Below are 25,826 nucleotides of genomic sequence, written 5' to 3'. Positions count from 1 at the left end.
GGTTCCTGACACATGGATATGCTTCTCAACACTGCAGAACTCATTCAGGTTCTGCCGCCTCGCGATCGGCCAGAGGCCTTCCTGCGCGACCGCTACTTCTCGACGACCGTTCTTTCCGACATGGAAGAGATCGTTTTTGATAAAATCCTGCCCGATCGCGAACTCGCTCCGTTCGTACATCCGGACGTTCCGGGCAAGGACTCCTCCAACCGCGGCTTCAAGGCGACCAGCTTTACGCCCGCCTATGTGAAGCCGCAGAACACGTTGCGTCCGCGCGGCAACATGATCCGCATCCCGGGCGAGCCGATTGGCGGCCGCGACACGCCGGCGTCGCGCTATGCATACAACCTCGCGACAATCATCGACGACCAGGATCAGCGCATCACCCGCCGTGAAGAATTCATGTGCTCGCAGGCACTGCGCACCGGTCAGGTCGTCGTGCAGGGCGAGGACTACCCGACACAGACGATTGCCTACGGTCGCGATGCGGCGCTGACGATCGCGCTCGCCGGAGCGGCCCGCTGGGGCGAGGCCGGTGTCGATCCGATGGACGACGTTGAAAAGTGGGCTCAGTTGCTGGGTGACACCGGCGGCTTTAACGCTCGGGAAGTCTTGCTGGGCCCGGGCGCCGGAGGTCTCCTGAAAAAGTCGCCTCGCTTCCAGGAGATGCTGGATAACCGGCGCCAGGACGGCGGCATCATGCAGCTTGGTCCTGTCTCGACCGGCGCGGAGAACAAGTACTACACCGTTCTCGGCACGATCGGCGAGCTGACCTTCATCCAGTATTCGCAGCCCTACACGGCTGGCGGGGCAAAGCAGAACTTCTGGCCTTCGTTCGGCGTCGGCATCTTCGATCCCTTCGGCTTCTTGGGGCACTTCGCCTATGGCGCTATTCTAGACAACGACGCCCTGATCTCCCTCGAACGCTTCCCGGACATGTGGAAGGAAAAGAACCCGTCGCGCACGATCGTGCAGACGCAGTCGGCCCCGCTGCCGATCATGCCGGAGCCCGACGCCAGCCTCTTCGCGCTGGTCCGCTGATCCATCCCTGAAACCCACAGCATCCCGGATCATCTCCGCCGTCTTCGCGACGGCGGAGCGTGACGGAATTTGGAGGCTCAGATGAGCAAGAAGACAGAGCAGTTCAATGTTACCGTGACCCTCGGTAAGAAGGTCTACAAGCCGGGTGAGCCTGTCCCGGTCGGCGCCAGCGGCTTGTCCGAGGACGAGGTGAAGAACCTTCGCATCAACTTCGGCGACTACACCGGCGGCCCGGAAGTATCCGAAGGGCCGTCGCCCTCGAATGCCGATCTCGCGAAAATCCGTGACGAGTTCACCAAGCTCACCAGCGAGCGGGACGACCTGCTCGGCAAGGTCGACCGCCTGACCGCCGAACGAGACACGGCGATCGAGAACAGCAAGGCGCTGCAGAAGCAGAACGAGGGCCTTGAAACCGAGAGCGACCAGTTGAGCAAGGACAACCAGGTCCTCGCCGATCAGGTCAAGGCTCTTCAGGGTCAGGTGAAGACCCTCGAGGCCGACGTCGCAAAATTGATCACGAAATGACGCGGCGCCCCGAAATCTTCGCCCGCATGGGGCCGAAGTTCGCGAAGGCCTTCGGTAGCGTCGATGCCGTGTTTACTATCGCCGGCGTCGTCAGCCCGAAGGCTGTTCGGGGCATCTTCCGCGTCTGGCGCGGGGTCGATCTGGTCGACGAAGCGGACCAGGCGGTCGAAGGCACCACGCATGTTCTTTCCGTTGCCGCGACCGACGTTCCCGGCCTCGAAAGCCAGCGCGACACGGTTGCGATCGACGGCGTGACCTATCCCATCATCAACGTGAGCGACGACGCCCGGGCCATGCTCAAGCTCTCGCTTTCAGGAGATATCTGACATGAAACAGGAACAGGCAGCGCCCGAAGTGACGCTCACGATCAACCCGATCGAGGACATCTGCCAGGCGCTCTTTGAAACTGAGGAAAGCGCCAAAAAGAGTGCCGCGCGCAAGACCGTCGGCGCCATGACCCAGCGGCCGTGGCAGCAGTTGCCGTCGCGCCTGCGCTCGGCGATCCGCTCGGACGTCGGCCACCTTGCCGACCATAAGACGCGCGAGCAGATCGTGGCGCTTGGCTATTCGGTCGAGATCCTCGGTCAGGCGCTTCGCGACCTGGGCAGGAAGATCGCCTGAGATGGCGCACGTTCGCACCCGGATCTTCGATGCGGTTAAGGCCCGGCTAGTCGCCATCCAGCGCTTCTCCGATGCCGACAAGGTCGTTCGTGGTCGCAAGGGAGCGATCAAGCAGGAAAGCTTGCCAGCGCTGACACTGACATGGTCGGACAGCAACGAAGTCACCGATCTCCGCCCTTGCTCGGGCCCGAATGGGGAGAACGGTTACGATCGTCGTCTTCCGCTCTCGATCGTGGTCCATCTTCGCGACAACGATCCGGAGCTTGAGTTCGACGACATCTGCGTCGAGATCGAAGCGGCCATGGGTGCAGCCATCGAACTCGACGGCCTCGTGATCGAAGCTCTGCTCGAATCGGAGCGGCATTACGTGAACCCGCAGACCGGCACCTCTCTCTGTGCCGGCACGCTCAATTACCGGATCGACTACAAGACGCTTGCCGCCGATCCGCAGCAGCTCGCGCTCTAGCGCTTCCCCTCACGACAAACAGAGGATTTTGCCATGGCTCTCGGCCGTCAGCTTACCCTTGCCCGCTCTGCGCTTGCGGGCGCCTTCACACTTGCCTGCATCACCGAACAGCGGTCCCTCGAAATCAATAACGAGGAGATCGATATCACCAAGCCGAACTGCACAGATCCCGGGGAAAAACTCACCCTCGCGCTGATGTACGGCATCCAGTCCATCCGCTTCAGCGGACAGGGCGCTTTCGTCAGCAGCGCCGTCATGAAGGACGTTGCGGCAGACGCCATCAACCAGGTCGTCAGGGAGTACCAGGTGACCGTGCCGGGCGTCGGCACGTTCGAAGGAGATGCGCTCCTTTCGATCACGTTCTCCGGCGACAAGACGAACGAACTTCAGGCGGATATCCGCGCGGCGATGACCGGCGTCATTACCTTCGTTCCGGCGGTGTGACGGAGGCGGACAGTGGAAACAGCAAATCCCATCCGTGGCGAGGCGTCGGTCAAGATCGGCGCCATCGACTTCCGCATCGCCGTCACCTTCTCGGGCCTTGCCCGGTTGTCTCAGGCGCTTGGCGCCAAAACCATTGACGAGATCTATGCCCGGCTCCTCGGCTTCGAGCCGAAGGCTGTTGCCTGTGCTGTGCGCTGCCTGATTGTCGTTGACGATGCCGACCAGCTCGACGCGCTGGTTGCCAAGATCCTCGACGACAGCAACATCTCGATCGCCGACCAGGCAAGCTGGCGCGACGCGGTGGAGGTCGCGCTTGCCGGCCATATCGAAGCGGGGCGCATCCGCCGCGATGAGCGGACGGCGAACGATATCGCGTCGGATGCCGTCCTGGGAAAGCCCGTCAGCCCCTCCTGATCTCTGGCCATCTGAAGACGGCGTTTCGCGTCGCCACCTCTCCAAAGCTGCTCGGCTGGTCGCCGGAAGTCTTCTGGAAGGCGACGGCCGCCGAATTTGAGATGGCACTGGAGGGGCTTACCGGGAAACTCAGCGGTGCGCCGTTTATCTCTCGCGAGGAGGTTCGTCGCGCCGCGGCCGCTTATGGGGTGCGTCCTTCGCTGAAGACCAATCCCAATCACCAGGTGATCGGGGCGCGGAAGGGCTAACCCGTCTCCTGTCACGCCCTACTGGGGTCCATAGTCTGGCGCGCCGCTCAGATCGTATAGCGCCTGACTATAGGGGAGCCGGAGAACGACGGTGCCCTCCTGCGCTACGCGCGCCGCACTCATGCCTCGGCAAATCAGGTTGGGCTGACCCTGTCGGGCACAAAAGGCATCCGGGCTGTCGATGAAATTCAGGCCGCGGATGTTGACGACGATCGCTGTCACGCCTTCTGGAATTGCGCCTATCGGTTGAATGACGAAGATGCGAATGCCGCCGAGCCAAACGATCAAAATCACGGCAAGCGCAACGCATATAGCGATCAATCCCTTCATGCTTTGAGCGCCTGTGTATGGTCGAAGCGGTAGCCGCAGTGTTTGCATACCTTCGCAACTTCAAGGATGGTTTCGCCGCAGTCAGGGCAGTTCTTCTCTAGGCGGGGTTCCTCCCGGATGGCGGAGTATTGCGGTTGGGTTCTTGGCGCGTCGTTGGCAACGGCTGGCATGCAAGCAACCAGGATGATGCCGAAAATTCCGAGAAGCAGGCCGATCATAAGCCAGCCAGCGAAGCTTCGTCCCTTTGAAGCTCCGATGATCGCGGTCACAAAGCCGCAGATTATCCAGATAACCAACAATTCCATAGCGCTCCTCCCGTGCCGCGTTTGCAACTTCTCATAGTCCTATGGGGAGGAAAGGTCGAGTGTTCCCGTTAATTGAGCGAGGTCTCCGATGAGCCGTCCTGATATTCCCGTCACCATCTCCGGTGACCCGAAGGGGTTCGAATCTGCCCTTGCTCGTATCCGGGCTCTTTCCAAATCGTCGGCGACCGACATTGCGGCCTCCTTCAACCGGATCAAGGGTATGATCGGCGGTGCGGCGAGCCTAGGCGCCAGCATTATCTCTGCGTCGGCGGTTGCCGTGGTCAAAGACGCCGCGAGTGCAATAGCGGCAGTAGGGGAAGAAGCTCGTCGTGCGGGCGTCGGGATCGAGGCCTTCCAGGAACTTAAATTCGTGGCAGAACAGAACCGCGTTGCCGTCGATGGCCTGACGGATGGCCTCAAGGAACTGAACCTGCGCGCCGATGAGTTTATCGAGACGGGAGGCGGTTCAGCGGCCGAGGCCTTCCGGCGCCTCGGCTATAATGCGGAAAAGCTGAAAGACAAGCTGAAGGACCCATCAGCCCTGTTTACCGAGATCATCGGTAAGCTGCAGGACTTCGATAAGGCGGCGCAGATCCGCATTCTGGATGAGGTGTTCGGCGGGGCCGGCGGCGAACAGTTCCTTCAATTGATCAGGCTGGGCGAGGAGGGCATTCGAGACCAGATCAAGGCGGCTCATGACCTTGGCTTGGTGATGGATAAAGAGCTGGTCGCGCGGGCCGAGGAGATCGACCGGAAGTTCAATCTGATCGCGACGACGGTTAGCACGAACCTGAAGTCAGCGATCGTCGACGCCGCCGGCGCGTTCATGAGCTTCACAGATTCCTTCCGCGCATTCGAGCAGCAGCAGACCGGCAGTCTTCTCTATCGGCAGTCCATGCTGAAGCAGGCGCGCGATAAAGCGCTGAGCATGAAGGGTACGACTGAAGACAGCTTCCTCTCGATCTTTGGTCGCGACAGTGCCTCGGAAATCTCCCGCATCGACAAGGAGATGAACGAGATCCAGAGCCTTATCGACAAGCGGGCAGGGATTGCGGACAGCGCCGAAAAAAAAGCTTCACCGAAGGGCGGTCGAGTACAGTCTGCCGCCGACATCATGCGCGGCGCGATGGCGCAACAGCGCATCGAGGACGCGTTTTCTTCCGGTTCATCTTCGTCGAAGAGTTCAGGCGGCGGCCGATCCAAGGCGACCAGCGAGGCGGAGAAAGAACAGAAGGCGATCGAGAACGTCATCCAGTCGTTGCGCGACGAGCTGGCGGTGATGGGGCTGACCGATATCGAACGCGAGCGGACGATCGCGCTGCGCGAAGCGGGTGTCACCTACGCCTCGAAAGAGGGGCAGGAAATCTCCAAGCTGATCGACCAGAAGTATCGGCAGATGGCGGCCGAGGAAGAGCTGATTGATCAGCAAGACAGGATGCGCGATGCGGCGCAGCGTGTGGGTGACACGCTCGATGATCAGCTTACTCGTGCCATCGACGGAACCTTCGATCTCAAGGAAGCGTTGGCGGCGGTGCTCACGGAACTGATCAACGTTCAGACGAATGGCAAGGGTCTCTTCGGTTCATTGATCGAAGCGGTCTCTGACGGGTTTGGCGGCGGCAACAAGGGGCTTTTTTCCCCGAGCTTTGTGCCCAATACGACCCTTGGTGATTTCCTCAAGGGCGGAGCGCGAGCCGGCGGTGGCGATGTGTCACCAGGGCGCATCTACCAGATAAACGAATACGAGGACGAGTTGTTCGCGCCGACCCAGCACGGCAGGATCATCGCGCCTTCGAAGATCCGCGACAACGGGAACGGGGATAGCGGTGATAGCCGCACCGTTATCCAGCTTGAACTGAGCGAGGGTCTGGTTGCCAAGATCCTGCAACAGGCGAGCGGGCAGACCGTCCAGTTGATGAAACGAAACGAGGCCGCGCGGGAAAATCTCCGCCAGAACGGCGGGGACTACTGATGCCGGATCTGATCGCGCTTCCCGCCGTCGTCTATGGTCCGTCGATTTCCTTCGACCCGATCCGCACCCGTAGCACTTCGCGCATGCTCGGCCGGCGCACCGAGACGCTGTTTCGCGGCACGCCGTTCTGGGTGGCGACCTATGCCGCGGGCAAGCTGACGACGGCCGAGGTTGCGGCATTCGACGCCTTCAACATGCTGGCGAGCGATGGCGGTGTGTTCGCCGGCTACGATCCGCAGAGGCCTCGACCGATCGCCTACCAGGGCGACACACCGCTTTCCGGTGTGAAGGCTGGCGGGGGCGCCTTCGTAGGGGACGCTCTACTTCAGTCGATCACGAGCCCACTGGCGATCGTCGTCAACGGGCTGCCGGCTGGCTTTCAGCTGTCGCTCGGCGACTATGTCGAGGTGCGCAAATCGCCGCTGGTGCGCTCGCTGCATCGGATCACAGCGCCGGCGACGGCCAACGGCGCCGGCGTCGTCACCTTGTCGATCCGCTTCGCGCTCGACACCCAGACCTTTGCCGTAGGGAATACGGTCCACTTCGAGAAACCGGCCTGCATCATGGAGATGGACGAGGGCAGCTACAGCCTTCCGAAGTCCTGGCCGAACTACAATGTCCAGTTCACGGCTACGGAGCTGTTCTTCTCATGAGCGTGCTTTCTCCTGAAGTCGAGGCGATCGTCGAAAGCGGCGAGTTCGTAACGCTTGACCTGATCCGCTTCGATCTGCCGGGCAAGACGGTCGGCTATCATCGTGGCGGGCGTCCGTTCACCTATAACGGCCTGAAGTACCTGCCAAATAGATTCCTCGAGGCCGGCGACATCAACAGCGATGTCGGCGTCGCTGTGACGACCCGGACAATCCAGTTCTCGAATATCCCGGTCACAGACCCGGACGATGCGGTCGCGAAGATCGAGGAATATGACTACCCGAACTCGCCCGTCATCATCACGCACCTCGCCGGCGTGCCGAACACCAATGAGGTTGTCGGCATTCTCGTTTCGAACCTCTATGAGATCGACCGGATCAGCTTCAACGACGACGCGCTCGACGCGAAGGGCTCCGGATTGCTGACGCTGACGATCGAGCTACAGCCGCCCGGCCGCTCGGCGCGAGGACAGACGCTGATCAAGCGAAGCTCCGGTGACCAGCAGTTCGACAATGACGAGACGGACACCGGGCTCGAATATGTCGCGACCGTCGGCACGATCCCCGAGGAATGGGGACAGGTTTCGAGATAAGCCATGGAGCGGTTTCGTATCGGATCGGCCACGCTCGAGCGTGAGCTGTCGACCCCCTATGCCTATGGCCCGGCCGATTGCTTCCACCTCGGCTGCGCCATGGCGGATGCCTTGCACAGCACCTCGCTCGTCGAGAAATACCAGGACGCCTATAAGACCCTGAGGGGCGCGCATATAGCGCTCCGCCGGCGCGGATTTTCGAGCCTTGTCGACTTCTGGTCGGCCGAGCTGGCACAGGATGCGGATGGCGCCGCCTCGGCGCGCTACTTCGACCTGGTCATCCTGCGCCTCGCTGATGGCGCCGAGCACGTCGGTGTCTGCATCGGCAATCGCTTCATCACCAAAACCGAGAGGGGCCGTAGCGACCACGGCCTTTCCGACGTCGTCGCGACTTTCCATCTCGGGTAATCCCTTCCATGGCAATTTTCTCGTTGGTCACGACAGGGCTTGGCGCCCTGTTCGGCTCGACTGTTATTGGCAATCTTGTGGGTGGAGCGCTGGCGTTCGGCGCGAAGCTGGGGCTGACGAAGCTCGGCCAAAAGCAGCAGAAGAAGCAGAAGTTCACGGCCGTTCAGGGCGAAGTCCAGATGGGCGGCGACGTGCCTGCAAGCACGCTCTACGGCATCGGCAAGACGAAGGGTCAGCGCGCCTACTACGCCAAGTGGGACAAAGGCAACAAGATGAATGCCGATGTCTTCATCTTGGCGAACGGCTGGTGTGATGGCCTCGAGCCCTACATCTATATGTATGGCCAGAAGTACAATCTGGTCGCGAAGCCGGTCGCGGGCGGCGAGGCTGCGCGCTACTTCGTCGAGGGCTTTATCGATGGTGATGGCAACAGCTCAATCGACATCCGTTTCTACGATGGTCGCTCGGGGCAGGTGGCGGATGCTGAGCTTGTCGCGAAAACGGCGGCACTTGGCAATTCATGGAAGGCAACCAGCCGGCTCTCCGGCCTCTGCTATGTCGTCGTCTATCGCTACTATCACCTGCAGTTCTTCCGCGATGCGGGTAGGGGGCGGCCGGACATCGAGTGGATGCTGCGCGGTCTGCGCGAGTATGACCCGACGAAAGATTCGACAGTGGCGGGCGGCAATGGCCCGCAGCGGCTAAATACGCCTTCGACCTGGGCGCACACGCTGAGCCCGGCAGTGCATCGTCTCAACTACCAGCTCGGCCTGAAGGGCTTGCGCTCCGGCCGTACCCTGATCGGCGAGGGCAAGTCGCTCGGACAGCTTGACCTGTCATCTTACTTCGTCGCGATCAACTATTGCCGGACGCTGCGCAAGGGCAAGCCGATCTATCAGTGCTCGCTCTGGGTCAATTCTGAGACCGATCACACCGAGGCGCTGTCGGCCTTTGACGATGCGATGGCTGGTTATGGCTTGAACCGCCGCGGGCTCTCGGGTGTCGTCGTCGGCGCGCCGCAGATCCCTGTCCTGACGATCACGGATGCGGACATTCCGAGTGATCGGCCGAAGCCGCGCCAGCCGCGCAAGTCGGCTTTCGATCTCTTCAACCATCTCTCGGGCCAGTTCACCTCACCAGATTCGATGTGGAACCCGGAGAGCCTGAAGCCGATCGTCGTCAACGCTGACGTCGCCGCCGACAAGCGCGCGCGGCAGACATCGATCGACTTCCTGCAGGTGTCCGATGCCGACATCGCGCAGTACCTGCTCAACATCCGCTATCGCCAGAACCGCAAGGGCGGTACCGCGACGGTGCCCGTCAGCCGTCGCGTCGGCCTGAAGGTGATGGAGGGTGAGTGGGTCACGTACCAGGGCAAGTCCTGGATGGTTTCCGGGTGGCGATGCGACGCGGATCTTCGGCTCACATTTATGCTGACCGAGACCGGCCCCGATATCTATGATGACGGCGATATCGCGCCTGGCCCGGTGATCATCCCGCCGGTCGCGCCGATCAATCCGTCGCAGCTCTTCACGGTGCAGAACTTCGATGTGCACGCCGGCATGATCCAAGGCGGCAACGGCTTCGACGTTCCGGCACTCGAATTCGTCTGGGACCCTCCGGATGATCCGACGATTACCGATGTGCTCTTTGTCTATCGCGTCGACGGCTCGGCCGAAGAGTTCACTGACCTGTGCGGCGAGCCGGAGGGTGGTCGGTACCGGACCACCAAAAACATCATCTCGGAGAAGGTCTATGTCGCGCGGGCAACGATCAAGACGAACCCCGATCGCCTCCGCACCTTTACCGCCTGGCGGACAACGGCGACGGCTACGGGCTCTCTCACGCTGCAGGTCGGTCTCGGTCAGGTCCGCGACGATGTAAAAAGCCGCTTTGAAGACATTCAATCCGAGCTGGATAATTTCTTCCGGCCTCGGATCGAAGAGTTAGCCGTCGCGTGGATGGTGGAAAGCGCCCTCGGTCAGACACAGCGCCACGAGATCACGGCGCAAGTCGGCTCATCGCTTGCGAAGATCGCCGACGAAACGCTGGTCAGGGCAAGGGAGGATGAGGCGCTTGCGGCTCGCATCTCCACCGTGCTTGCGCAGATCGGTGACGTTCGGGCTGAGGTGACGAAAGAGCAAGTGGCTCGCGTCAACGCAGATGGAGCGCTTGCGTCAGACATCACGTCCTTGAAGGCCTCGGCCGCAGATAACAAGGCGGCCATTTTCTCTGAGGCGCAGGCGCGCGCGTACGCCGACAGCGCCTTGGCCTTGAACACGACGGTGTTGACATCGACGGTCGGGAACAATCTCGCTCGGTTGATTGCCGAGGAGCAAGCCCGTGCGAACGCCGACAGCGCACTAACGACCAGCGTCAACGGGGTAAGCGCCGATCTCAACGGCCGGTTTGCGCAGGGGCTGGTAAAGTTCGAGGCGGCCGCCGATCAGTCGGGCGTCACCTCGCGCTTCTCGGTGATGCTGCGCGCGAACCTTGCGGACGCGTTCAAGGACAGCGGCTTCTACGTCGAGATCTACACGGAAGGCGGGGTGCTCAAATCCCGCTTTGCAGTCAAGGCCGATCAGTTCGTCGTCTGGAACCCCGGAAGCCCGACGTTTCTCCCTTTCGTCTTTGAGAACGGTGCGTTGCGTCTGAATGTCCTAAACGCGGGACTGATCCGCGCTGGAAGGTTTCTTTCCGAAAACGGCAAGGTCGATTTCAACCTCAATCTCGCAACTCTGGAGTTCTACAGCTGATGGTCCGCACCATGATAGGCATCGATTCTTCGGGTTCCGCCTGCATCAAAATCATGAAGAATAGCGCAGACGATCCGCGCACGACGCCGGATAGTGAGCGGTGGAAGTTCCTCTACAACAGCAAGCTCGGCATTCAGGCGAGCTTGTGTGACATCTGGGCCGTGAACACCTTCCAGGCTGGCAACGGCGTCACATACTATCCGCCGGGCGCCAATGCCGCGACGTTCACTTACATGTCGCTGACCGTTCCTCAGGGAACGCTCTGGGGCTTTCGCAATGCGGCGTTCCCTACGCTTCGGTACAACGTTCCCCTCTTCGACGTGAAAGCGAAGAAGGGGGGTGGCAGCAACCGCTATAATCAACAGATGGTCGCCTGGACCGACAGCGGCGAATACTACCGTGGTCAGGGTGGTTTCTATGCCGTGGGGAACTACGCCCAAATGGGATGGGCGGAAAACATGGTTCTCAACAATAATCTGGGGAACTTCGCATACGGGATGCCCGTCATCGTCACGCCGAATGACGGAATTGATGCTTTCAACAAGTTCAGATCGCGCGACAAGCGTTTGAACGTTTGGAACTTGCCGGGGAACAATGTCGCACCGGATGACGCTCCGGTCTTGGCGCCGAACGGGACGAAGACCATCAAGATATCATCGACCGCGTTGAAAATCGCCAAACCCGGTTACAACGTCGATACCGCCACCGTTCAGCAAATGGCCTTTGATGCCTCAAAGATGCCGGTGAAGGTCATTGCTGCGGATGACTTCGCGCTTCCTGCCGGGGTGAGCTACTACCAGACTGGCATCCCTTTGCCTGACACCGTTGCGCTTGACGTTCACTTCTACGACAGCGCTACGATCATGTATCCATCAAACCCACAAGTCCTCGATTTCGGCGGAGAGTACTGGTTTGACGGAAGCCTGATCGGCTTCGAAGCCTCGAAGGCGATGCGGGCGCGCTTCATGCTCTACATGGAGGACGTTAGCGGTCCAACTGGCGGGTCTAACAAGGTACTTCGGCAGTTCCAAGATGGCGGGCGTGTCGTACAGTTCCTTCGTCCTGGCTCTGCAGATCCGCCGGGCTGGGCAGATATCGTCATCGATACTCGCTGGCCGCAGGTCCAGATCCTGAAGGAAGGCTATTTCACCTTCGGCGCCGGCAACGGTGTCATCACGGACATCCCCTTTGATGGGACCGGCATGTTCCCGATGGTGAAATACCTCACACACCACGGCGCCGGAAACGGTGCGAGCCTCGGGCAGAACAACCTGCCGATGTCGTGGGGCGCGATGTGGCGCCTGCCGTTCGTGAAGCGGCTGAAATATCCCTACAACGGCCAAGCCCACGCCGGGGAAAGCACTTTCTGTGAACTAACGGCGAACAATGCCCGGTTCTACACCTTCGCCGGCAACGTCGGCGATTACTACAATCGCGGCGACAGCCCCGGAACCTGGCAAACTTCGGGCGCCTACGCGCCTGGTGGCATTCGCTACTACATCTTCGGCATTCCAGCTTAGGAAGCTCCCAACATGACCACTTCTTACACGGCAGGGACCGTCACCCTGACGAACGGCAGCGCTGTGATCACTGGCATCGGAACGGCCTGGCAAACAGCGCTGATCGCTGGCGGCATCCTGATTGCAGAAGCGGACGGCAATCCGTTGCCTATCCTCTCTGTGGATAGCAACACCCAGATCACCGCCGCGATCAAATGGAAGGGGGCTTCCGGCACCTATCCGTATGCGATCATGCGCGACACGGCCTATGGGCAGCAGACGGTTGCGAACGCGCAGGCGCTTGCGACCTATCTCACGCGGCTGGACACGGCGACGCTGTCCGCCCTGAATGCCCTCGGGCCGTCGATGCTCGCCGACAAAGTGCCCTATGCAACGAGCAATGCGGCTATGGCGTGGGCGACGTTCACCAGCTACGGCCGAACGCTGGTGGCGGCCACCACCGATGCGACCTTCGCCACCGCTGCAAAGGTGGTGCGTCGTTCTGGCGGCGCGAACATGGGTGCCAGCAATGACGTCATGCTGGGATGGCACTCCACCGAAGGGCAGTTAATCGCCCAGATTGATGCGGTCCAACTCGGCAAGGTCTGGACAGACTATTACGCTACAACCGTTGGGGCTGCTGACATACGATCGAAGATCGGAGCCTTTTCGGCGAGCGGCGGGACCGTATCAGGCAGCGTTCACGCGACAGGCAACCTGTCCTCAATGGGAAGCGTCACCGGGAACCTTATCTACAACATCAGCGCAGCCAACGCCGACGGCGCGTTGTACTTCCAAACGGGTGTAGTTGCTGGAGCAACCTACAATCGCTGGGCATGGGTGAAGCGCGGCTTTGGAATCGGTGAGCCCGGCGGCAACGTTGGCGCTGATATGGCCCTTATGCGCTGGGGCGACGCGAACCAGTATTTGGGTACGTCGATGGTCGCCGAGCGAAAAAGCGGAGCCGTTCATACCCCTGAAACCCCACTCTTATGCACGAACATGGGCGCTGACATAACGATCGCGGGTGGAAACACGCTCGTAGGCGTTAGCGAGGGCGGATTTCTCTTCAATCGCGGCGGCTTCTCCCTTGGGGGTAGCTTGAACGGCAGGAATGCTGTGCATGTACCGCTCGACGGCTGGTATCTTATCAGCATGTTCATAGCCGGATCGGTGCAGGGGGCAGGTGTCCAAACTGCGGTTGAACTTCTTCGCAACGGGACCGGCGTCCTGGGCGCGCTGGTTCTTGGGCCGGGGTACATGACCCAGACGATGACCATCCTGACCAGAATGTCCCCCAACGACTGGTTCGCCTACCGAGTTTCATCAAATCCGTTTCTGTTCACCGGGTGGAACACCCGACTGACGGCGCAGTGGCTGCACCCGTAAAAGGAGGTTTGGAAGTGAAGAGAATTGTTGAGCTTGACCTTAGCGAGATCGACGAAAAGGCGTTCCATCACAAGTTCACCGCTGATCTGCAGCAGTGGACGCTGGAGTCAGTTTTGCGCGGTGTCATCAATAGCGCGCGTGACGAATTTGTGAGGGATGCAAAAGCGGCGGCGCTCGCGACTGGTATCGCGTTGACCGAACCGGATGACACTATTCTGTCAACCTACCAATTGCCCGATGCCGACGCGCGTCACGCCGAGGCCATGGTGAAGTTCGCCACCGAGGAGGCCGAGCGCGAGGCGGCCGCCAACAGGGGCCCGCTCACCGCGCGTCAGCTTCGTCTTGGGCTAGTCAAGAACGGCTTTTCCATCGTCCAGGTCGACGCCGCGCTCGACGCGATGCCGGATGGCCAAGAGAAAGACGAAGCCAAGATCGAATGGCAATATGCGGGGAATTTCGAGCGTGATCATCCGTTGCTAACGACGATCGCGGCTCAGCTCGGTATCTCGGCCGAACAATTCGATGCGATGTGGGTCGCGGCGTTGAAGCTCTAGATCGCGCTCAGATCGCTCGCGTCACCACCTGAGCCGCGACCGATACCAGTAAGGCCGCCAGTGCGACGGCCGTTCCAAATCGCACGATCTTCATGCGGCGCCCGCGAGCGCCATTCCAATCGTAACCCATCATGCTCCCCCTGCCGGCATCATGCCGTGCGGGATGGTGGCCTGTTTTCCTAACGAAGAGGTAAATCCGATGAATAGAACCACGTTCCTCGCTTATGCGAGGCGCGCGCCTTTCGGCGGCCGCCTGATGCAATCCCAGATCGATGGCATGAATGCCATCCTCGACGAGTGGGATCGGCGCCAGTCGACCGGCAAGGTGATCGATAACCGGCATCTCGCCTACATGTTGGCGACCGTCTTTCACGAGACCGGCGGCACGATGCAGCCGGTGACCGAGAACCTCAGCTACTCAGCCGAGCGTCTCACTCAGGTCTGGCCGTCTCGCTTCCCGACGCTCGCCAGTGCAACGCCCTTCGCCCGCAATCCGCAGAAGCTGGCGAACAAGGTCTATGGCGGTCGGATGGGCAACAAGGCGCCCAACGACGGCTGGCTCTATCGCGGCCGGGGTCTGCCGCAGATCACCGGCCTGGAGAACTATGAAAAGTTCGGCCTAGCCAAAACGCCGGAGAAGGCTGCAGAGATGGCAACGGCCATTCGCATCCTCTTCGACGGCATGATCAAAGGGCTCTTCACCGGCAACAAGCTCGGCGACTATTTCAATCAGGTCGCCAATGACCCTGTCGGCGCGCGCGCCATCATCAACGGGACCGACAAGGCGAAGCTGATCGCCGGCTACTATCGGAACTTCCTTGACGCGCTCGAGGCGTCGCGGACGTCGGCGGAGCTGCCGGACGTGAAGCCGGAAGCGGCGAAGGCTGACGATGTGCCGGTGGCGAAGAGCGGAACGGCGGTGACAACCGTTGGCGGCCTCTTTGGCGGCGCTGGCCTTTCTGCGGTTCTCGGCGTCAACAATCCTTACGCCGGCGGCATCGCCGCGCTGCTGATCGTCATCGGCTCCATCGCGCTTTTCATGTTCTTCACCGGCCGCTGGTCGGTGAACCGCGTGCAGGCCCGCTGATATGTGGCCGCGCATCGTCATCGGCGGGCTCGTGCTCGCCGGTCTCACCTGGCTCGTTGTCGAGATCCGCGAGGACGGCGCGCAGTCCGTCACCACCAAGATTGAAAGGCAGAACAATGAAGCGGCGAGCCGCGCTCATTCGAAGCGCACTGATTACGATTCCTGCCTTGATGCTGGCGGGCTGTGGAACTTCGGCGCCGGCGAGTGTGACGGCCCTTAGAAGCATCGTCGGAACAGACCTGATCGGCGCGCGAGGGGCGACGCCCGAAGATCAGCGGAAAATAGATCGGACCGCCGTCGGCATTTGTGCCGCGGCGATCTGGACGAAGGCGGAATGCGAGCGACACGGGGAAAATCGCTGACATGCAGGAAAAGTACACGTCTCTTATCGAGCTGCTCAATGCCTGGTTCGGCGGCGCGGCGACCACCCTTATCGCGGTCTTCTCCGGTCGCCTCATGTGGCACACAAACGAGGTGCGAAAGATGCGACGCAAGTTTTTTGGCAAGGAACTGCTGTGGGAGATGCCGATCGCTGTCGGCATGGCCTTCATCGGCGAAGGGCTGGCGACTTGGCTTGCTCTGGGCCAACCGATGGCGACGGGAATGATCGCCGCACTCGCCTACCTCGGGCCTCGCGGATCCGAAGTGCTCTTCATGCGATGGTTTGGGGCAAAGGTGCTCGAAGAAAGAAAATAGGCCCCGACGTCATGTGGGGCCTAACAGGATGTGGTGCAACGGGCTCCAAGATAGGGACTTAAGGTACTTGGAGCCCGGCCTCGTTGCGCAGCGGGAGTAATCGCTGGCAATACGGGAACGTATGGGCGCCAAAAACGTTCCGCCGAGTGACTGTAGGAGCATGCCTTATGCGTCCGGCCGATTGCGAGCGCTGTCAGAAATCCTCTCTAACCACATGGCGCTATCGAACAGGGCAGCCTCGTCGGTCATTCCTTTGCGGAACTGATCGGTAATATGCCACGCCAACCGTTCGGCGCGTTTGCCATAGCGTGGAATGCTGCACCAGATGCACACTCGGTCGAATGTCCGTTGAAGCATATCGAGTTCGTCGGGGCTGATCTGGACGGTTGGTCCGGCAGCAATCTCCTGCATGGAAACCTCCGGATTGACTTGGTCGACCATGCCCGCGTTCGCTTGCGCGCGCCTTTCAAGGCCAATTTCGCATTTCACGGCGGCACTCTCACGGATGCCTTTTTGATAACAATTGAGAATCCGTCTTGCGATAGCTTCTGCCGTCTCGCAATCGCGCGACAGCCCGCGTTCGCGCAGGACGTCTTGAAAGATCTGATCGATCTCATTCATTTCATGAGGGAGAAGCGCCATTTGCCTGGTCGTGGAAGACATCGCGCGACCTCCTATACTGGGGCGAAAGCGCGGATTATCTTCCAGCCGCCGGGGCCCTGATCAACAGCCCGGCGATAAAGAAAGTATGCGCCAATGTGGCCAGAATGCAACGCCAGGGAGTCGCACGAACCAGCCCCGCCATCAGTGCCGCGGGCATTCGGACGCCAGCTCCACGTATCGGCCGATCGACCAGAGGTAGTTCACAATCTCCAGCCTGATTGGGTCTCGGTCGCCGTATTTTTCTGTTATCCGACGAACCTCTTCGGTTGCGGAAGCCTTCGGCTCGCTTATCACGTACATCTTCTGGCCAATGGCCGTGATCTCGCACCCAGCCGCGATCAACTCATTCACGAAATCCGGGATTTCATTAGACGTCATCTACTGTCATCGCGTGCCGGTTGATTACTCAACCAGCAATGGCAGAGGAGTTTGGGCTCGACAACGGATTAGGACCTTTGCGGGGGGAAGTATCAGACCTAAGTCCGAGACAACTCTCAAAAAATAGGTGCTGGCGTTGTGAGGCCAGAGCCGTGTCGATCGGCATTGGGCTATCGCGAGGTGTCCGCGGCGGACTTGGGAAGGACGACGGAGGTTGTCTGCTTGCTGTCGATTGAAGCGCCTCCGAACAGTAGGTAAGCAGCGATCACCACCATCGAGAGAAGCATCACGCCGACTGGCAAGCCCGTCGTAAACTTGCGCTCCGGCGCGTCGTAAGTGTATCGCTCGTACATTCGCAATTCCTCCTCCAATTGAACAACGGCACCAGAGTTCGGTCCATTGGCTGAACTGAAAGGCGCGTGCTCCGGCGTCGTTGCCCGCCCAAGCAGTTAAGGGCTGTGCTGCCGTGGGCTGAGAAGAAAACTAACGCTGGGAGGACGCGCGACAACGAAACTAAGACCTATGCGAGGTCTCTGTGGGACTGAGGTCCGATGGAGGAACCTTTTTCGCTGACCCAAGTTTTAAATATGCTCTTGATCATCGACCCGATCAAGGCGCCTCTGGGCCCCACCTGCCATCAGTGTCCCCGCTAGATGGGGCCTACCGAGGGCGTTGCGTAGTTCCTCCGCACTGTCGGAGTTGTCTTTTTACCCAGAATGGATGAGTTGTGGTGTTAACGCTGAGGCGTAGCATATGAGGGGCGGCTGCATATATTGCTTGTAGTCGCGCACAGCCCCAGGGAGCCTCCGCCACCCCGGAGGAGGCTCCTTTATTTCGAGTCGAGCAAAAATGAAGGCCTCGTCGAGGGGGCTTGACGAGGCCAGAGGCTACTCTTGGATCTCACTCTGGGGATGGAGAGTGACGTCTGCAAGCATTGATCCCGAGCGGGGGTTGTGGGATCAAGACAATTGGAACGCAAATCAGGCGGAAAGGTTCCGCAGCGGTTCGGAAATTACGACTGAGAGGGCCGCGGGCAACCAACTCGCACGACGACCCGATCTGCCCCGGCGATGTCCTCAGCCACCCGCCGAACGAAGTCGTCGCCATCGGGCTCCGTAACTTGGCCTTCGATAACCACGATGGTTCCAAGCGACCTCAAGCAGAGTCCTCGCGTATCGAACGGCGCCTCGGCAGCCAACGCATACCTGATGGAAGCGATCAGCCCTGAGGCGTCAGAGCCTTCGCCTCCTCGGCAGTCAAACTTGGGCGGAATTAAAATCATCGTCGGAACTCCTTGTGAAGTTCAAACTCGTTGAGCGGGATGTGGTTCCTTGAGTGAGTACTCGATTGCGGCTGCAGCTCGCTCAGAAAAATGGCCCCGAATGCGACTAAGGGGCCAAGAGAGAGTGTGCTGATATACAGGGCCCGAAGTAGGGGGAAGGGGACACTCGGGGCGCCGTTCCTGTAAACGGTCGTAGCGGCAACTGGTTCCAGCGCGTTTGTTTCATCGCTGAACACTAGCGCTTCAGCTTCCCAACCTTGATCGTATTGCCGTCGCTGTTTCGGCACGTCGTGCACCGCATGCGTCGCTCCAGAGCCATGATCGACTGAGCCTTGCCGAACCGGCGCGCGAGGTCATTCCGGTCTATCCGGCGCACGCGCCCGCAGCGCTTGCAGTGGCAGAATAGGTCATACCACTCCGGCAGATTGGCGAAGGTGATTTCCTCGGGTTTCCCGGCCGGCGCCGCGCTATTGCCGGCCGGAGCCGTCGGGAGGGCGGTTGTTCCTCGGGGAGCGCGTGGGTGTAATGAAGCTTGCAACGCTCGCGGATCTGATTTTCCGTCTTCGTGCATCCGTTTGCGCGCGCGAGCCGGGGGAGTAGGCTGGGCATGCGCTCATCGCCGATCCGGTCGAGGAGGGCTTTAGCGTCGTACTGCTTCTTGAGCCCACATTCGCACTCGATCTGCACCTTGAAGACGAGTTCGGACAGCCACCAGGCGTCGCCTCTAGGCATTGGCCTTCTTCCATTCCGGCTTGTGCTCAAAGCAGTACCAGTTTGGCGCCGCTCTACCGTTTGCGAAGCCGAAGCCGCCCCACTTCTTGCAGCCTGGAAGTTCGCAGAGGTGCGTAACAGGGCCACTTTCGGTCTTTTTTGTTGGGCCGCCTTCGTCACTCATGTTCGGTACCTCATTTGAATGTTCTTACTATGTTCTCGTGATCGCGAGAGTCAATGAGACGATTTCGCGGAACTGTGCGTTAATGGCTGCATGGCCAGAACAGCGAAGCAGAAGCCGCCACCAGCTCCGCCGGCAGATCCGATGCCGCGGCGCGTCGAGCCATGCGTCGCGACCCTCGTTGACAAGCCGCCGAAAGGACCGGAGTGGGCCTTTGAGGTGAAGTGGGATGGTTACCGGCTCGCCGTCCATGTCGAGTCGGGAGAGGTGAGGGCGATCACGCGCGGCGGTTATGACTGGACGAAGAAGTTCGGCCCGATCGTCGAAGAGGCGCGCCAACTTGGCCATTCCTCCATGATCATCGACGGCGAGGCGGTCGTTCTCGATGACCATGGCCGATCGGATTTCGAGCTGCTGCAGCGTGCGGTCGGCAAGAAGCCGAGCCTGCATGAATCGAGCGAGATCATTTTCTATGCCTTCGATCTCCTCTACCTGGACGGCCACGACTTGCGGTCACTGCCGCTGGCGGAGCGCCGACGTTTGCTCGAGCCGATCGTCGCCGGCAGGACTGGCGCGATACGGTTCTCCGAGGAAATGCACGCCGACGGCGCCGAATTCTTCCGGGTCGCGTGCGAACACGGGCTTGAAGGCATCATCGCCAAACGGCGGGACGCGCCATACCGATCGGAGCGTCGGCCGGAATGGCTCAAGATCAAATGCGCGCGGCGCGACAGTTTTGTGATCGTAGGATACGAGCCGTCGACGGTGCCAGGGGCAATCGGTCGTCTGCTGCTCGCAGCGAGGAGGGGCGATGATCTCGCCTATGTCGGAGGGTGCGGCACAGGTTGGAGTAATCAGGAATCGACGATACTCCGCGAGCTGCTAAACGCGATCCCGGTCGATCGGCCGCCTGTTGCCCTGAAGCGAAAGGGCGCTGTCTTCGTGCGGCCGCTGCTGGTGGCCGACATCGAGTATCGCGCCTGGACACAAGATGGAAAGCTTCGACACCCTTCGTTCAAGGGTGTGAGGGAGATGGAGGGGCCAACTGAAGTTTACGAGATGAAGGATATCGGGTCCGCTGCCTCGGCGGAACGGTGACCGGTGCAACAAATTGCACGAACAAAAACCCCGCCGAGGCGGGGTTTTCATGTTCAGTGTTTGACCAGCCCGTAGAGGCTTTCGTGATGTCGAAAGTGCTCGGCACTACTCCTCGGGCGTATCAGGTTCTGAAGGGCCACGTCTTTGCTTGCGCGTTCTATTAGACCTAGGGCGATCTGGGTTTTCGCTACCATCCATTCCGGCTCCGTCGACCTCTTCCGCTGAGGATGCGACATTTTCGTCAGTTGGCTGCTCATCTTCCTCGACCTCCAGAAACGAGTTAAGATTAATGACAATAGTTGGTTCGTGCGGGGTGAACACGAAATCCTTCAGGTGCTTAATCAGCGTCCATAATTCAGGGCTCGGGCCGTCGACCTCATCGAATAATTTCTCGGCTTCCTGCTTGTCTATAATAAAGTCGTGCGATGGATATTGTTCCGTTAAGAACCGAACCGCAACAGGAGAAATGTTTTCGCTATGCCAAGCGAGGCGGTCGCCGTATTCTATCGCGACCTGCAGGTCTCGATAGTCACTGCCGAGTATCGATGGCGATATCTGGGCGAAAATGGGTGTCATGACCTTTGACGCCATCTCTCCGGCAACCTCCGATGCGATCGGAAAGCTGATATTGTCTGAACTCCGTTGCTTAATCGAGAGCAGAAAGTGTTCGTAGAGAGCGAATGTCTCCGACTTCAGCGCTTCGAAAGCCGAGTGGCTAAGTAGGCCCGATTTTCGCGCGCTAATCTCGTCACGCTCGTACAATTGGACGTCAAGCGGGCCCAGCTCGGAAAAAGTGCTCATCAGCAGTTGATGTCCTCCGATCGCGAGGAGAGTTCCAGCACTCTTGCACACACTCGGAATGAAGATAATGAAGCGCTCATATTGGCATTGAAAGAACCGCGAGATCTTATAGGCGGAGTTGGCAAGCCCCCCATTCGTGGTCAAGATGAGCAATGCGTTCGTACGCCCACCGGGTGCGAAAGCCTCTACAACTTTGCCAAATCCCGCGTGATCTATGGTGCCTGAATAAAGATAAATGTCCGCATCATATGTTTCGGCAACAGCCTTTATCGACCGCTCGAACTCGGCCTCAACTACGTCTATCAAAATGCCCCACCTGTGCCACTATCCTCGGGTGCATCTTTAGTGCGTAACACGCGCGCGTCAACATGGTCCACGCGCTATGTTCATCGAATAGATGCTGCGGCGGCGGAAGGAGTTCCAGCATCTGTCGATTGCGTCAGCGACGATTTGTCGTGCAATGCGCCGCTTGACGTGCGTTTGCGCTCCGGAGTATCGCGTTGTGGCCACTAGTCGGAACCTGATTACGCGTCGGGCATTGTGCGTACGTAGTTAACGCGATTTACACGACGCGCGATCAAACTGCCGAGGTAAGTGAAAAGTGCTTCCAATGGCCAGGAGTGTAGCCTAGCGTTGGAACGTCAGGGAAGGGAGATTGATTCATGACGAAGCAAGCCGCGTCACGGTCGAAGGGCGAAATAGCCACTGAAACCGACAACAATCCTATCTACCGTACCGTAATGCGTGAACTGCGCACATTGAAGGATGCCGCCGAGAATGCTTCATCCGGGCGGTGGACAATCATTAAGGACAAGGCTGCCGAAGCCGGTATGTTCGTAACATCCAAGCATAAGTAATTGTAGAGCAGAGTAGACAATGCGCCCTTTGTATTCCCTTGAAGATGAGGGGCGCGTTGCGGGCCTCGAAAAGGCCGGTGGCTCAGAGACATTCCGAACCGCTTGGCGTCGAGACTACGCTCGGCTAATTCACAGCGCGAGTTTCAGGCGCCTCCAAGGAAAAACGCAGGTTTTCCCTGGCCACGAAGGCGACTTCTTTCGCAATCGCTTGACGCACTCTTTGGAGGTCGCGCAGATTGCAAAGTCTATTGCCATCAGGCTGAATCACGAAAATGAGTTCTTCAAAGAGCCTGGCCGAAATATTCAACCAGACTTGGTAGAGTTTGCCGGCATGGCCCACGATCTGGGCCATCCGCCGTTTGGGCACAACGGTGAAGAGGCTCTCGACCAATGCATGAAAAATCATGGCGGTTTTGAAGGCAACGCTCAAACGCTTCGCATTCTGACGCGGCTTGAGAAAAAGGCTACGCTGACCACAGCGGGCGATTATAGTCCGTTCGGGCAGGATGGCGCTGATGATCGCGCTGGGCTCGATCTGTCGTACCGCAGCCTCGCTTCTATTCTTAAATACGATTCGATCATCCCTGAACGGGCGAACGATCGGGCCAGTGGTCCGCATAAAGTCGTCAAGGGATACTATAAGAGTGACGCCCTAATAGTTGAAGATATAAAAAGGGCGGTTGTAGGCGACGATTTCGAAGGTAAATTCAAGACCGTCGAATGCACAATTATGGATATCGCGGATGATATCGCGTACTCTACATATGATCTTGAGGATGTATTTAAGAGCGGCTTTCTGAGGCCTCTCGATCTGTTTGCCCTAAATCCGAAGATATATGAGGCTGTTGTCAATACCATCAACTCTAGAATTAAGAAACAGTACCCTGAGACTGATGGGTCGATAACGCAAAGCGATGTGCATCAAATATTGCACTATGTATTCTTTGAGGTTTTCGCTTTCAGTACCGATGACCGCCGCTTGTTGAAAGATAGAGACATTGAGCCAGAAGCAAAGAAAATGTACTTTGCGGTTGATGCTCAGCAGCGATCACAGTTGATGGCAGAAAACGGCTATCATCGCACCGCACTCACTTCCTCGTTGATACAGATGTTCCTAAACGGAATTGAAGTAATCCCTAACGAAAAGTATCCTCAACTTAGCAATGTGCGATTAGAGTATGAGACTTTCATTATAGTCGAAGTCCTGAAGAACATTACATACGAAGCCGTTATTCGGGATCCTGCGCTGCAAGTCGTAGAGTTTCGAGGAAAAGATATTATCATCAAGATTTTCGATGCGATCAAGGCTGACGGTGGGGACCGTCTACTGCCGAAGGATTTTCGCGAAGTCTATCAACAGGGTGATGACGTGAACCGCCACCGGACGATATGTGACTTCATCGCCGGAATGACCGACAGGTATGCAGTGGAGTTTTACAGCCGGTTGTTCGGCGCAAACGGAATGACAATGCACAAGCCTTTATAGGCGAACCGCTCTCAGAGTCCCTCCAAACTAGTCAAGGGACGGGTGGGTGCCGATTGCACCTTTCCAGGCAATTGGAGCACAAAATGCGATACATTTTCCTTGTCGCATATAGCTCCAGGCCCCACCACTACGCGATAGATTTACGGATCGAAAAGCGGGGGGACGGTGTGAGACGGTCCAGCGCTACCATTCTGGGGTTCGCCAAAAACCGAGAACATTCGCTGAACTGCGTTGGCTAACCGATCTGGTAGCCAATTGATTTCTTTCGATCTTCGCAGGCCCTCCGGGCCCACCAATACCTTCTGGCGCGCCACGAACGTCTGAATTGGCCGCCATCAACATCTGAACGCTTTAGGCAAAAAAAGACCGCCACGGGATGACCCGAGGTGGTTCCGAAGTGAGGACGATAGGCGAGATTTTAGGGAAAATCCGTCAACTCACAAAATAGTGATTTTCCACAGTGAGGGGTGATTGGCATAAATCTGAATCACCATCAACTAATTGAAATTTAATCGAAAATGTGCATTCGTCGCGACTTCATGCTTGCGGTGCTGACGGCCTTCCACCTTTCGGAGTCTTTGATATTTCCCGCGGAGAGATGGCTGCTTCCCGGAAATCCAAGACATCGCTTTGGGACTCGAGTTCTTCATTTCCGCCACCGTGCTTGCTCAAAAGCGATGCGAGCCGCTTCATGCAATATGTGTGAAGTCTGTCCAATGCCGCGTGCGGCTTTCTCGCGTCCAGATCATGTCGGATAGAGGCAACGAGTTCTTCCAATGCCTCGTTCGCTTCGAAGGCCTCAAACGAAGTGTCGATATCGTGGCTCGCAGAAGACCCCGCGATTATTCCTTTTATTGTCAGGCTCTGTATCAAGGTTCAAGGGAATGTGGCGGTGAGAGATCATCTGATCAAAGGTATGTGGCGGCTGGTCTAACTGGTTGTGGTGGCCGCGACGCTAAGTGCTTGATTCACGGTAGGCGTCAGTTCAGACGTTTGTGGCGGGCCACATATCCCCTTTAAGATATTGATTTATTAGATTTTATTGCTGATTTTTGTCTCGGTTTTTGAGGCGGTGGGGCAATTTTGTCGTCGTTTTGTTCCAGAGCGATGTGCTAGTTTCCTGCAGCGCCAGTTCGCTTTTGCCGTGGAAAGGGTGGACTGCTATTTCGTCGTCCAGCGCTTGGGCTCGCGGCGGTGGCGTCCTCTGGGTCGCAAGCGACCTAGCGACGGGCACAATCGCGGTCGCTCGGTTGCCAAGCTCTTTAGCGGAAAAGACGTTTACCAGCGATGTTACGGTCAACACCGCTCTCTCTGTCGGCGGGGCGCTCTCAGAGGAGCGGTCCCTTGGCGACATTCGCTCATCTCCATCTCATAGCGGGTCGCCTCTGACATGCGTGTTCCTCCCGAGAAGAAGACCGTCGCCTCCTAGCTGCCCAGCAACTTCGATTCTGCGGGCAGCCAGCCGTTGAGCTGTATCTTCAGGTGATCGGTATCGTAAGCTCCACTGAAGCGGTGCAATGCGCCAACGCGCTCCAATGCATCGTATACGTAGGACCCCTTGGGGGGAGCAAGTTCCTTGTTGTAGCCTGCGACTTCGAACATGTGATGCCAAAGGTGCAGTAGCTTGGAAGAACGGGTGGCGGCTTCGACGTTTTCTCGCTCTTCGGGCAGCAGCAGTTTCCAGAAATGGAGATGCGATATCGGGTAGTAGTCAACCGTCGAGCTTGCAAACTTCGATAAACCGGCTTCGTTAAATTTCGGGGTGATTAGCCGTGGCCCAATAACGCCCCAGTGCTGGTCCAGGTCCACGACGCCGCGCGCATGCTCGATCAGCTCGGTAAGCACAGCGTGCTCTCGCGGGAGCTTGAGCACTGCTCCGTTGATGGCTGCCGGATGGTCTTTGCCCAACTGATATCCGAAGGCCATCTCGTGTTTCTGAAATTCAGGGCGCCTTAAGCAAATAAAGTCGCAGTCGACCCAGCAGCATCCTGTTTTCTGGACCAGCAAATAGCGGAAGAGATTGGAAAATTTCGAGAATTCAACCTTTCCATCGACTATGTAACGGTCGACTAAGCTCGCGTCTGAGCAAATCTCGCGCGCGTCAGCCAGGTCAATCCCCGGAGGGACTTGGATGCTGTCATCGTAGGAATAAACGCGAAGGCGCGCGCCATAGTAGGGGAAAGAAGCAAGGCAACCGTAAGTCATTGCATCAATGGGACCATGCCAAAAGGAAACGAGGTCCGGTGCCTTGGCGCGCCGGATTAGTCGGGCGAGCCCTGTTAGTAGGTTCATTGTGAAGCCCCCGCCTCGCGTTTTGTTGCCGCAATCAGCGGAACTACACCAGCCCTAAATTCGTTTTTGCGGCTCAGTC

At 58.7% G+C, this 25,826-nt stretch carries 30 protein-coding genes; 23 read left to right on the top strand and 7 right to left on the bottom strand.

The window, feature by feature from the left end:
* Window positions 1–12: 12 nt before the first annotated feature.
* From PWG15_RS12605 to PWG15_RS12570, 8 genes are all read left to right on the top strand, one after another.
* Entirely contained in the window at window positions 13–1,041 is a 1,029-nt protein-coding gene (locus PWG15_RS12605; RefSeq protein WP_275020212.1) for a major capsid protein, read from the top strand.
* Between the two features lie 81 nt (window positions 1,042–1,122).
* A complete protein-coding gene (locus PWG15_RS12600) occupies window positions 1,123–1,566 on the top strand; it encodes a hypothetical protein (protein ID WP_275020210.1) in 444 nt (147 codons plus the stop codon).
* Complete coding sequence (locus PWG15_RS12595; protein WP_275020208.1) at window positions 1,563–1,892, top strand: head-tail joining protein; 330 nt, start codon at window positions 1,563–1,565, stop codon at window positions 1,890–1,892. Before PWG15_RS12600 ends, PWG15_RS12595 begins: the two co-directional genes overlap by 4 nt.
* A gap of 1 nt (window position 1,893) precedes the next feature.
* Complete coding sequence (locus PWG15_RS12590) at window positions 1,894–2,187, top strand: hypothetical protein (protein ID WP_275020206.1); 294 nt, start codon at window positions 1,894–1,896, stop codon at window positions 2,185–2,187.
* A gap of 1 nt (window position 2,188) precedes the next feature.
* Window positions 2,189–2,653, top strand: a complete 465-nt coding sequence (locus PWG15_RS12585; protein ID WP_275020205.1) for a hypothetical protein — start codon at window positions 2,189–2,191, stop codon at window positions 2,651–2,653.
* Window positions 2,654–2,686: 33 nt separating this feature from the next.
* Complete coding sequence (locus PWG15_RS12580) at window positions 2,687–3,097, top strand: phage tail tube protein (RefSeq protein WP_275020203.1); 411 nt, start codon at window positions 2,687–2,689, stop codon at window positions 3,095–3,097.
* Window positions 3,098–3,109: 12 nt separating this feature from the next.
* On the top strand, window positions 3,110–3,511 hold the full coding sequence (locus PWG15_RS12575) for a hypothetical protein (RefSeq protein ID WP_275020201.1): 402 nt from the start codon (window positions 3,110–3,112) through the stop codon (window positions 3,509–3,511).
* The gene (locus PWG15_RS12570) at window positions 3,508–3,759 is read left to right on the top strand and encodes a phage tail assembly chaperone (RefSeq protein WP_342457052.1); all 252 of its coding nucleotides are present in this window, start codon (window positions 3,508–3,510) and stop codon (window positions 3,757–3,759) included. Before PWG15_RS12575 ends, PWG15_RS12570 begins: the two co-directional genes overlap by 4 nt.
* Window positions 3,760–3,777: 18 nt before the next feature.
* Here PWG15_RS12570 and PWG15_RS12565 read toward each other — a convergent pair whose 3' ends face one another.
* Together PWG15_RS12565 and PWG15_RS12560 are read right to left on the bottom strand one after the other, a co-directional pair.
* The gene (locus tag PWG15_RS12565; RefSeq protein ID WP_275020199.1) at window positions 3,778–4,089 is read right to left on the bottom strand and encodes a hypothetical protein; all 312 of its coding nucleotides are present in this window, start codon (window positions 4,087–4,089) and stop codon (window positions 3,778–3,780) included.
* Window positions 4,086–4,394, bottom strand: a complete 309-nt coding sequence (locus PWG15_RS12560) for a zinc ribbon domain-containing protein (protein ID WP_275020197.1) — start codon at window positions 4,392–4,394, stop codon at window positions 4,086–4,088. The genes PWG15_RS12565 and PWG15_RS12560 overlap by 4 nt, the downstream gene beginning before the upstream one ends.
* Before the next feature lie 88 nt (window positions 4,395–4,482).
* Here PWG15_RS12560 and PWG15_RS12555 point away from each other — a divergent pair, with 88 nt between their 5' ends.
* The 8 genes from PWG15_RS12555 to PWG15_RS12520 are packed head-to-tail and all read left to right on the top strand — an operon-like array spanning window position 4,483 to window position 14,215.
* Window positions 4,483–6,366 carry a phage tail tape measure protein gene (locus tag PWG15_RS12555; protein ID WP_275020195.1) on the top strand — a complete coding sequence of 628 codons (1,884 nt, stop codon included), beginning with the start codon at window positions 4,483–4,485 and terminating at the stop codon, window positions 6,364–6,366.
* Window positions 6,366–7,019, top strand: coding sequence for a hypothetical protein (locus PWG15_RS12550; RefSeq protein ID WP_275020192.1), 654 nt, complete (start codon window positions 6,366–6,368; stop codon window positions 7,017–7,019). The genes PWG15_RS12555 and PWG15_RS12550 overlap by 1 nt, the downstream gene beginning before the upstream one ends.
* The gene (locus PWG15_RS12545) at window positions 7,016–7,609 is read left to right on the top strand and encodes a DUF2163 domain-containing protein (RefSeq protein ID WP_275020190.1); all 594 of its coding nucleotides are present in this window, start codon (window positions 7,016–7,018) and stop codon (window positions 7,607–7,609) included. The genes PWG15_RS12550 and PWG15_RS12545 overlap by 4 nt, the downstream gene beginning before the upstream one ends.
* A gap of 3 nt (window positions 7,610–7,612) precedes the next feature.
* Entirely contained in the window at window positions 7,613–8,017 is a 405-nt protein-coding gene (locus PWG15_RS12540) for a DUF6950 family protein (protein WP_275020188.1), read from the top strand.
* 8 nt (window positions 8,018–8,025) lie between these two features.
* Window positions 8,026–10,773, top strand: coding sequence for a phage tail tip fiber protein (locus PWG15_RS12535; protein WP_275020185.1), 2,748 nt, complete (start codon window positions 8,026–8,028; stop codon window positions 10,771–10,773).
* On the top strand, window positions 10,773–12,293 hold the full coding sequence (locus PWG15_RS12530) for a hypothetical protein (protein WP_275020183.1): 1,521 nt from the start codon (window positions 10,773–10,775) through the stop codon (window positions 12,291–12,293). The genes PWG15_RS12535 and PWG15_RS12530 overlap by 1 nt, the downstream gene beginning before the upstream one ends.
* 12 nt (window positions 12,294–12,305) lie before the next feature.
* The gene (locus PWG15_RS12525) at window positions 12,306–13,661 is read left to right on the top strand and encodes a hypothetical protein (protein WP_275020181.1); all 1,356 of its coding nucleotides are present in this window, start codon (window positions 12,306–12,308) and stop codon (window positions 13,659–13,661) included.
* Window positions 13,662–13,675: 14 nt separating this feature from the next.
* Entirely contained in the window at window positions 13,676–14,215 is a 540-nt protein-coding gene (locus tag PWG15_RS12520; RefSeq protein WP_275020179.1) for a hypothetical protein, read from the top strand.
* A gap of 7 nt (window positions 14,216–14,222) precedes the next feature.
* Here PWG15_RS12520 and PWG15_RS12515 read toward each other — a convergent pair whose 3' ends face one another.
* Window positions 14,223–14,345 carry a hypothetical protein gene (locus tag PWG15_RS12515; protein ID WP_275020177.1) on the bottom strand — a complete coding sequence of 41 codons (123 nt, stop codon included), beginning with the start codon at window positions 14,343–14,345 and terminating at the stop codon, window positions 14,223–14,225.
* Window positions 14,346–14,414: 69 nt separating this feature from the next.
* On the opposite strand from PWG15_RS12515, the gene PWG15_RS12510 reads away from it, so the two are divergent.
* Genes PWG15_RS12510 through PWG15_RS12495 form a run of 4 tightly spaced genes read left to right on the top strand, consistent with a single transcriptional unit; the run spans window position 14,415 to window position 15,998 of the window.
* Window positions 14,415–15,302: a chitinase gene (locus PWG15_RS12510; protein WP_275020175.1), complete on the top strand. Its 888-nt coding sequence runs from the start codon at window positions 14,415–14,417 to the stop codon at window positions 15,300–15,302.
* Between the two features lies 1 nt (window position 15,303).
* Complete coding sequence (locus tag PWG15_RS12505) at window positions 15,304–15,522, top strand: hypothetical protein (protein ID WP_275020173.1); 219 nt, start codon at window positions 15,304–15,306, stop codon at window positions 15,520–15,522.
* Window positions 15,419–15,664, top strand: a complete 246-nt coding sequence (locus tag PWG15_RS12500; RefSeq protein ID WP_275020171.1) for a hypothetical protein — start codon at window positions 15,419–15,421, stop codon at window positions 15,662–15,664. Before PWG15_RS12505 ends, PWG15_RS12500 begins: the two co-directional genes overlap by 104 nt.
* Before the next feature lies 1 nt (window position 15,665).
* Window positions 15,666–15,998, top strand: coding sequence for a phage holin family protein (locus PWG15_RS12495; RefSeq protein ID WP_275020168.1), 333 nt, complete (start codon window positions 15,666–15,668; stop codon window positions 15,996–15,998).
* A 165-nt stretch (window positions 15,999–16,163) separates the two neighbouring features.
* Here PWG15_RS12495 and PWG15_RS12490 read toward each other — a convergent pair whose 3' ends face one another.
* Together PWG15_RS12490 and PWG15_RS12485 are read right to left on the bottom strand one after the other, a co-directional pair.
* Entirely contained in the window at window positions 16,164–16,661 is a 498-nt protein-coding gene (locus PWG15_RS12490) for a hypothetical protein (RefSeq protein WP_275020166.1), read from the bottom strand.
* A 548-nt stretch (window positions 16,662–17,209) separates the two neighbouring features.
* Window positions 17,210–17,392: a hypothetical protein gene (locus PWG15_RS12485; RefSeq protein WP_275020165.1), complete on the bottom strand. Its 183-nt coding sequence runs from the start codon at window positions 17,390–17,392 to the stop codon at window positions 17,210–17,212.
* A gap of 1,914 nt (window positions 17,393–19,306) precedes the next feature.
* Here PWG15_RS12485 and ligD point away from each other — a divergent pair.
* Window positions 19,307–20,311 (top strand): non-homologous end-joining DNA ligase, encoded by a 1,005-nt coding sequence (ligD, locus tag PWG15_RS12480; RefSeq protein ID WP_275020164.1) that lies wholly within the window; start codon window positions 19,307–19,309, stop codon window positions 20,309–20,311.
* Window positions 20,312–20,416: 105 nt separating this feature from the next.
* Here the strand turns inward: ligD and PWG15_RS12475 are convergent, their stop codons facing one another.
* Window positions 20,417–21,418: a S49 family peptidase domain-containing protein gene (locus tag PWG15_RS12475; RefSeq protein WP_275020162.1), complete on the bottom strand. Its 1,002-nt coding sequence runs from the start codon at window positions 21,416–21,418 to the stop codon at window positions 20,417–20,419.
* A gap of 356 nt (window positions 21,419–21,774) precedes the next feature.
* On the opposite strand from PWG15_RS12475, the gene PWG15_RS12470 reads away from it, so the two are divergent.
* Window positions 21,775–21,969 carry a hypothetical protein gene (locus tag PWG15_RS12470; protein ID WP_275020160.1) on the top strand — a complete coding sequence of 65 codons (195 nt, stop codon included), beginning with the start codon at window positions 21,775–21,777 and terminating at the stop codon, window positions 21,967–21,969.
* Between the two features lie 19 nt (window positions 21,970–21,988).
* A complete protein-coding gene (gene dgt, locus PWG15_RS12465) occupies window positions 21,989–23,455 on the top strand; it encodes a dGTP triphosphohydrolase (protein WP_275020158.1) in 1,467 nt (488 codons plus the stop codon).
* 1,425 nt (window positions 23,456–24,880) lie between these two features.
* Here dgt and PWG15_RS12460 read toward each other — a convergent pair.
* Window positions 24,881–25,747 (bottom strand): hypothetical protein, encoded by an 867-nt coding sequence (locus PWG15_RS12460; RefSeq protein ID WP_275020156.1) that lies wholly within the window; start codon window positions 25,745–25,747, stop codon window positions 24,881–24,883.
* Between the last annotated feature and the right edge of the window lie 79 nt (window positions 25,748–25,826).

This window comes from Ensifer adhaerens, assembly GCF_028993555.1.
GTDB lineage: Bacteria > Pseudomonadota > Alphaproteobacteria > Rhizobiales > Rhizobiaceae > Ensifer > Ensifer adhaerens_I.
This window is presented reverse-complemented; position numbering and strand designations above follow the sequence as displayed.

Coding starts and splice junctions, on each gene's coding strand:
- PWG15_RS12510 (WP_275020175.1), top strand. CDS start 14,415: ATGAATAGAACCACGTTCCTCGCTTATGCGAGGCGCGCGCCTTTCGGC.
- PWG15_RS12600 (WP_275020210.1), top strand. CDS start 1,123: ATGAGCAAGAAGACAGAGCAGTTCAATGTTACCGTGACCCTCGGTAAG.
- PWG15_RS12470 (WP_275020160.1), top strand. CDS start 21,775: ATGACGAAGCAAGCCGCGTCACGGTCGAAGGGCGAAATAGCCACTGAA.
- PWG15_RS12515 (WP_275020177.1), bottom strand. CDS start 14,345: ATGGGTTACGATTGGAATGGCGCTCGCGGGCGCCGCATGAAGATCGTG.
- PWG15_RS12580 (WP_275020203.1), top strand. CDS start 2,687: ATGGCTCTCGGCCGTCAGCTTACCCTTGCCCGCTCTGCGCTTGCGGGC.
- PWG15_RS12530 (WP_275020183.1), top strand. CDS start 10,773: ATGGTCCGCACCATGATAGGCATCGATTCTTCGGGTTCCGCCTGCATC.
- PWG15_RS12535 (WP_275020185.1), top strand. CDS start 8,026: ATGGCAATTTTCTCGTTGGTCACGACAGGGCTTGGCGCCCTGTTCGGC.
- PWG15_RS12505 (WP_275020173.1), top strand. CDS start 15,304: ATGTGGCCGCGCATCGTCATCGGCGGGCTCGTGCTCGCCGGTCTCACC.
- PWG15_RS12565 (WP_275020199.1), bottom strand. CDS start 4,089: ATGAAGGGATTGATCGCTATATGCGTTGCGCTTGCCGTGATTTTGATC.
- PWG15_RS12500 (WP_275020171.1), top strand. CDS start 15,419: ATGAAGCGGCGAGCCGCGCTCATTCGAAGCGCACTGATTACGATTCCT.
- PWG15_RS12560 (WP_275020197.1), bottom strand. CDS start 4,394: ATGGAATTGTTGGTTATCTGGATAATCTGCGGCTTTGTGACCGCGATC.
- PWG15_RS12485 (WP_275020165.1), bottom strand. CDS start 17,392: ATGTACGAGCGATACACTTACGACGCGCCGGAGCGCAAGTTTACGACG.
- PWG15_RS12495 (WP_275020168.1), top strand. CDS start 15,666: ATGCAGGAAAAGTACACGTCTCTTATCGAGCTGCTCAATGCCTGGTTC.
- PWG15_RS12490 (WP_275020166.1), bottom strand. CDS start 16,661: ATGTCTTCCACGACCAGGCAAATGGCGCTTCTCCCTCATGAAATGAAT.
- PWG15_RS12540 (WP_275020188.1), top strand. CDS start 7,613: ATGGAGCGGTTTCGTATCGGATCGGCCACGCTCGAGCGTGAGCTGTCG.
- PWG15_RS12545 (WP_275020190.1), top strand. CDS start 7,016: ATGAGCGTGCTTTCTCCTGAAGTCGAGGCGATCGTCGAAAGCGGCGAG.
- PWG15_RS12585 (WP_275020205.1), top strand. CDS start 2,189: ATGGCGCACGTTCGCACCCGGATCTTCGATGCGGTTAAGGCCCGGCTA.
- ligD (WP_275020164.1), top strand. CDS start 19,307: ATGGCCAGAACAGCGAAGCAGAAGCCGCCACCAGCTCCGCCGGCAGAT.
- PWG15_RS12555 (WP_275020195.1), top strand. CDS start 4,483: ATGAGCCGTCCTGATATTCCCGTCACCATCTCCGGTGACCCGAAGGGG.
- PWG15_RS12525 (WP_275020181.1), top strand. CDS start 12,306: ATGACCACTTCTTACACGGCAGGGACCGTCACCCTGACGAACGGCAGC.
- PWG15_RS12590 (WP_275020206.1), top strand. CDS start 1,894: ATGAAACAGGAACAGGCAGCGCCCGAAGTGACGCTCACGATCAACCCG.
- dgt (WP_275020158.1), top strand. CDS start 21,989: ATGCGCCCTTTGTATTCCCTTGAAGATGAGGGGCGCGTTGCGGGCCTC.
- PWG15_RS12595 (WP_275020208.1), top strand. CDS start 1,563: ATGACGCGGCGCCCCGAAATCTTCGCCCGCATGGGGCCGAAGTTCGCG.
- PWG15_RS12605 (WP_275020212.1), top strand. CDS start 13: ATGGATATGCTTCTCAACACTGCAGAACTCATTCAGGTTCTGCCGCCT.
- PWG15_RS12550 (WP_275020192.1), top strand. CDS start 6,366: ATGCCGGATCTGATCGCGCTTCCCGCCGTCGTCTATGGTCCGTCGATT.
- PWG15_RS12460 (WP_275020156.1), bottom strand. CDS start 25,747: ATGAACCTACTAACAGGGCTCGCCCGACTAATCCGGCGCGCCAAGGCA.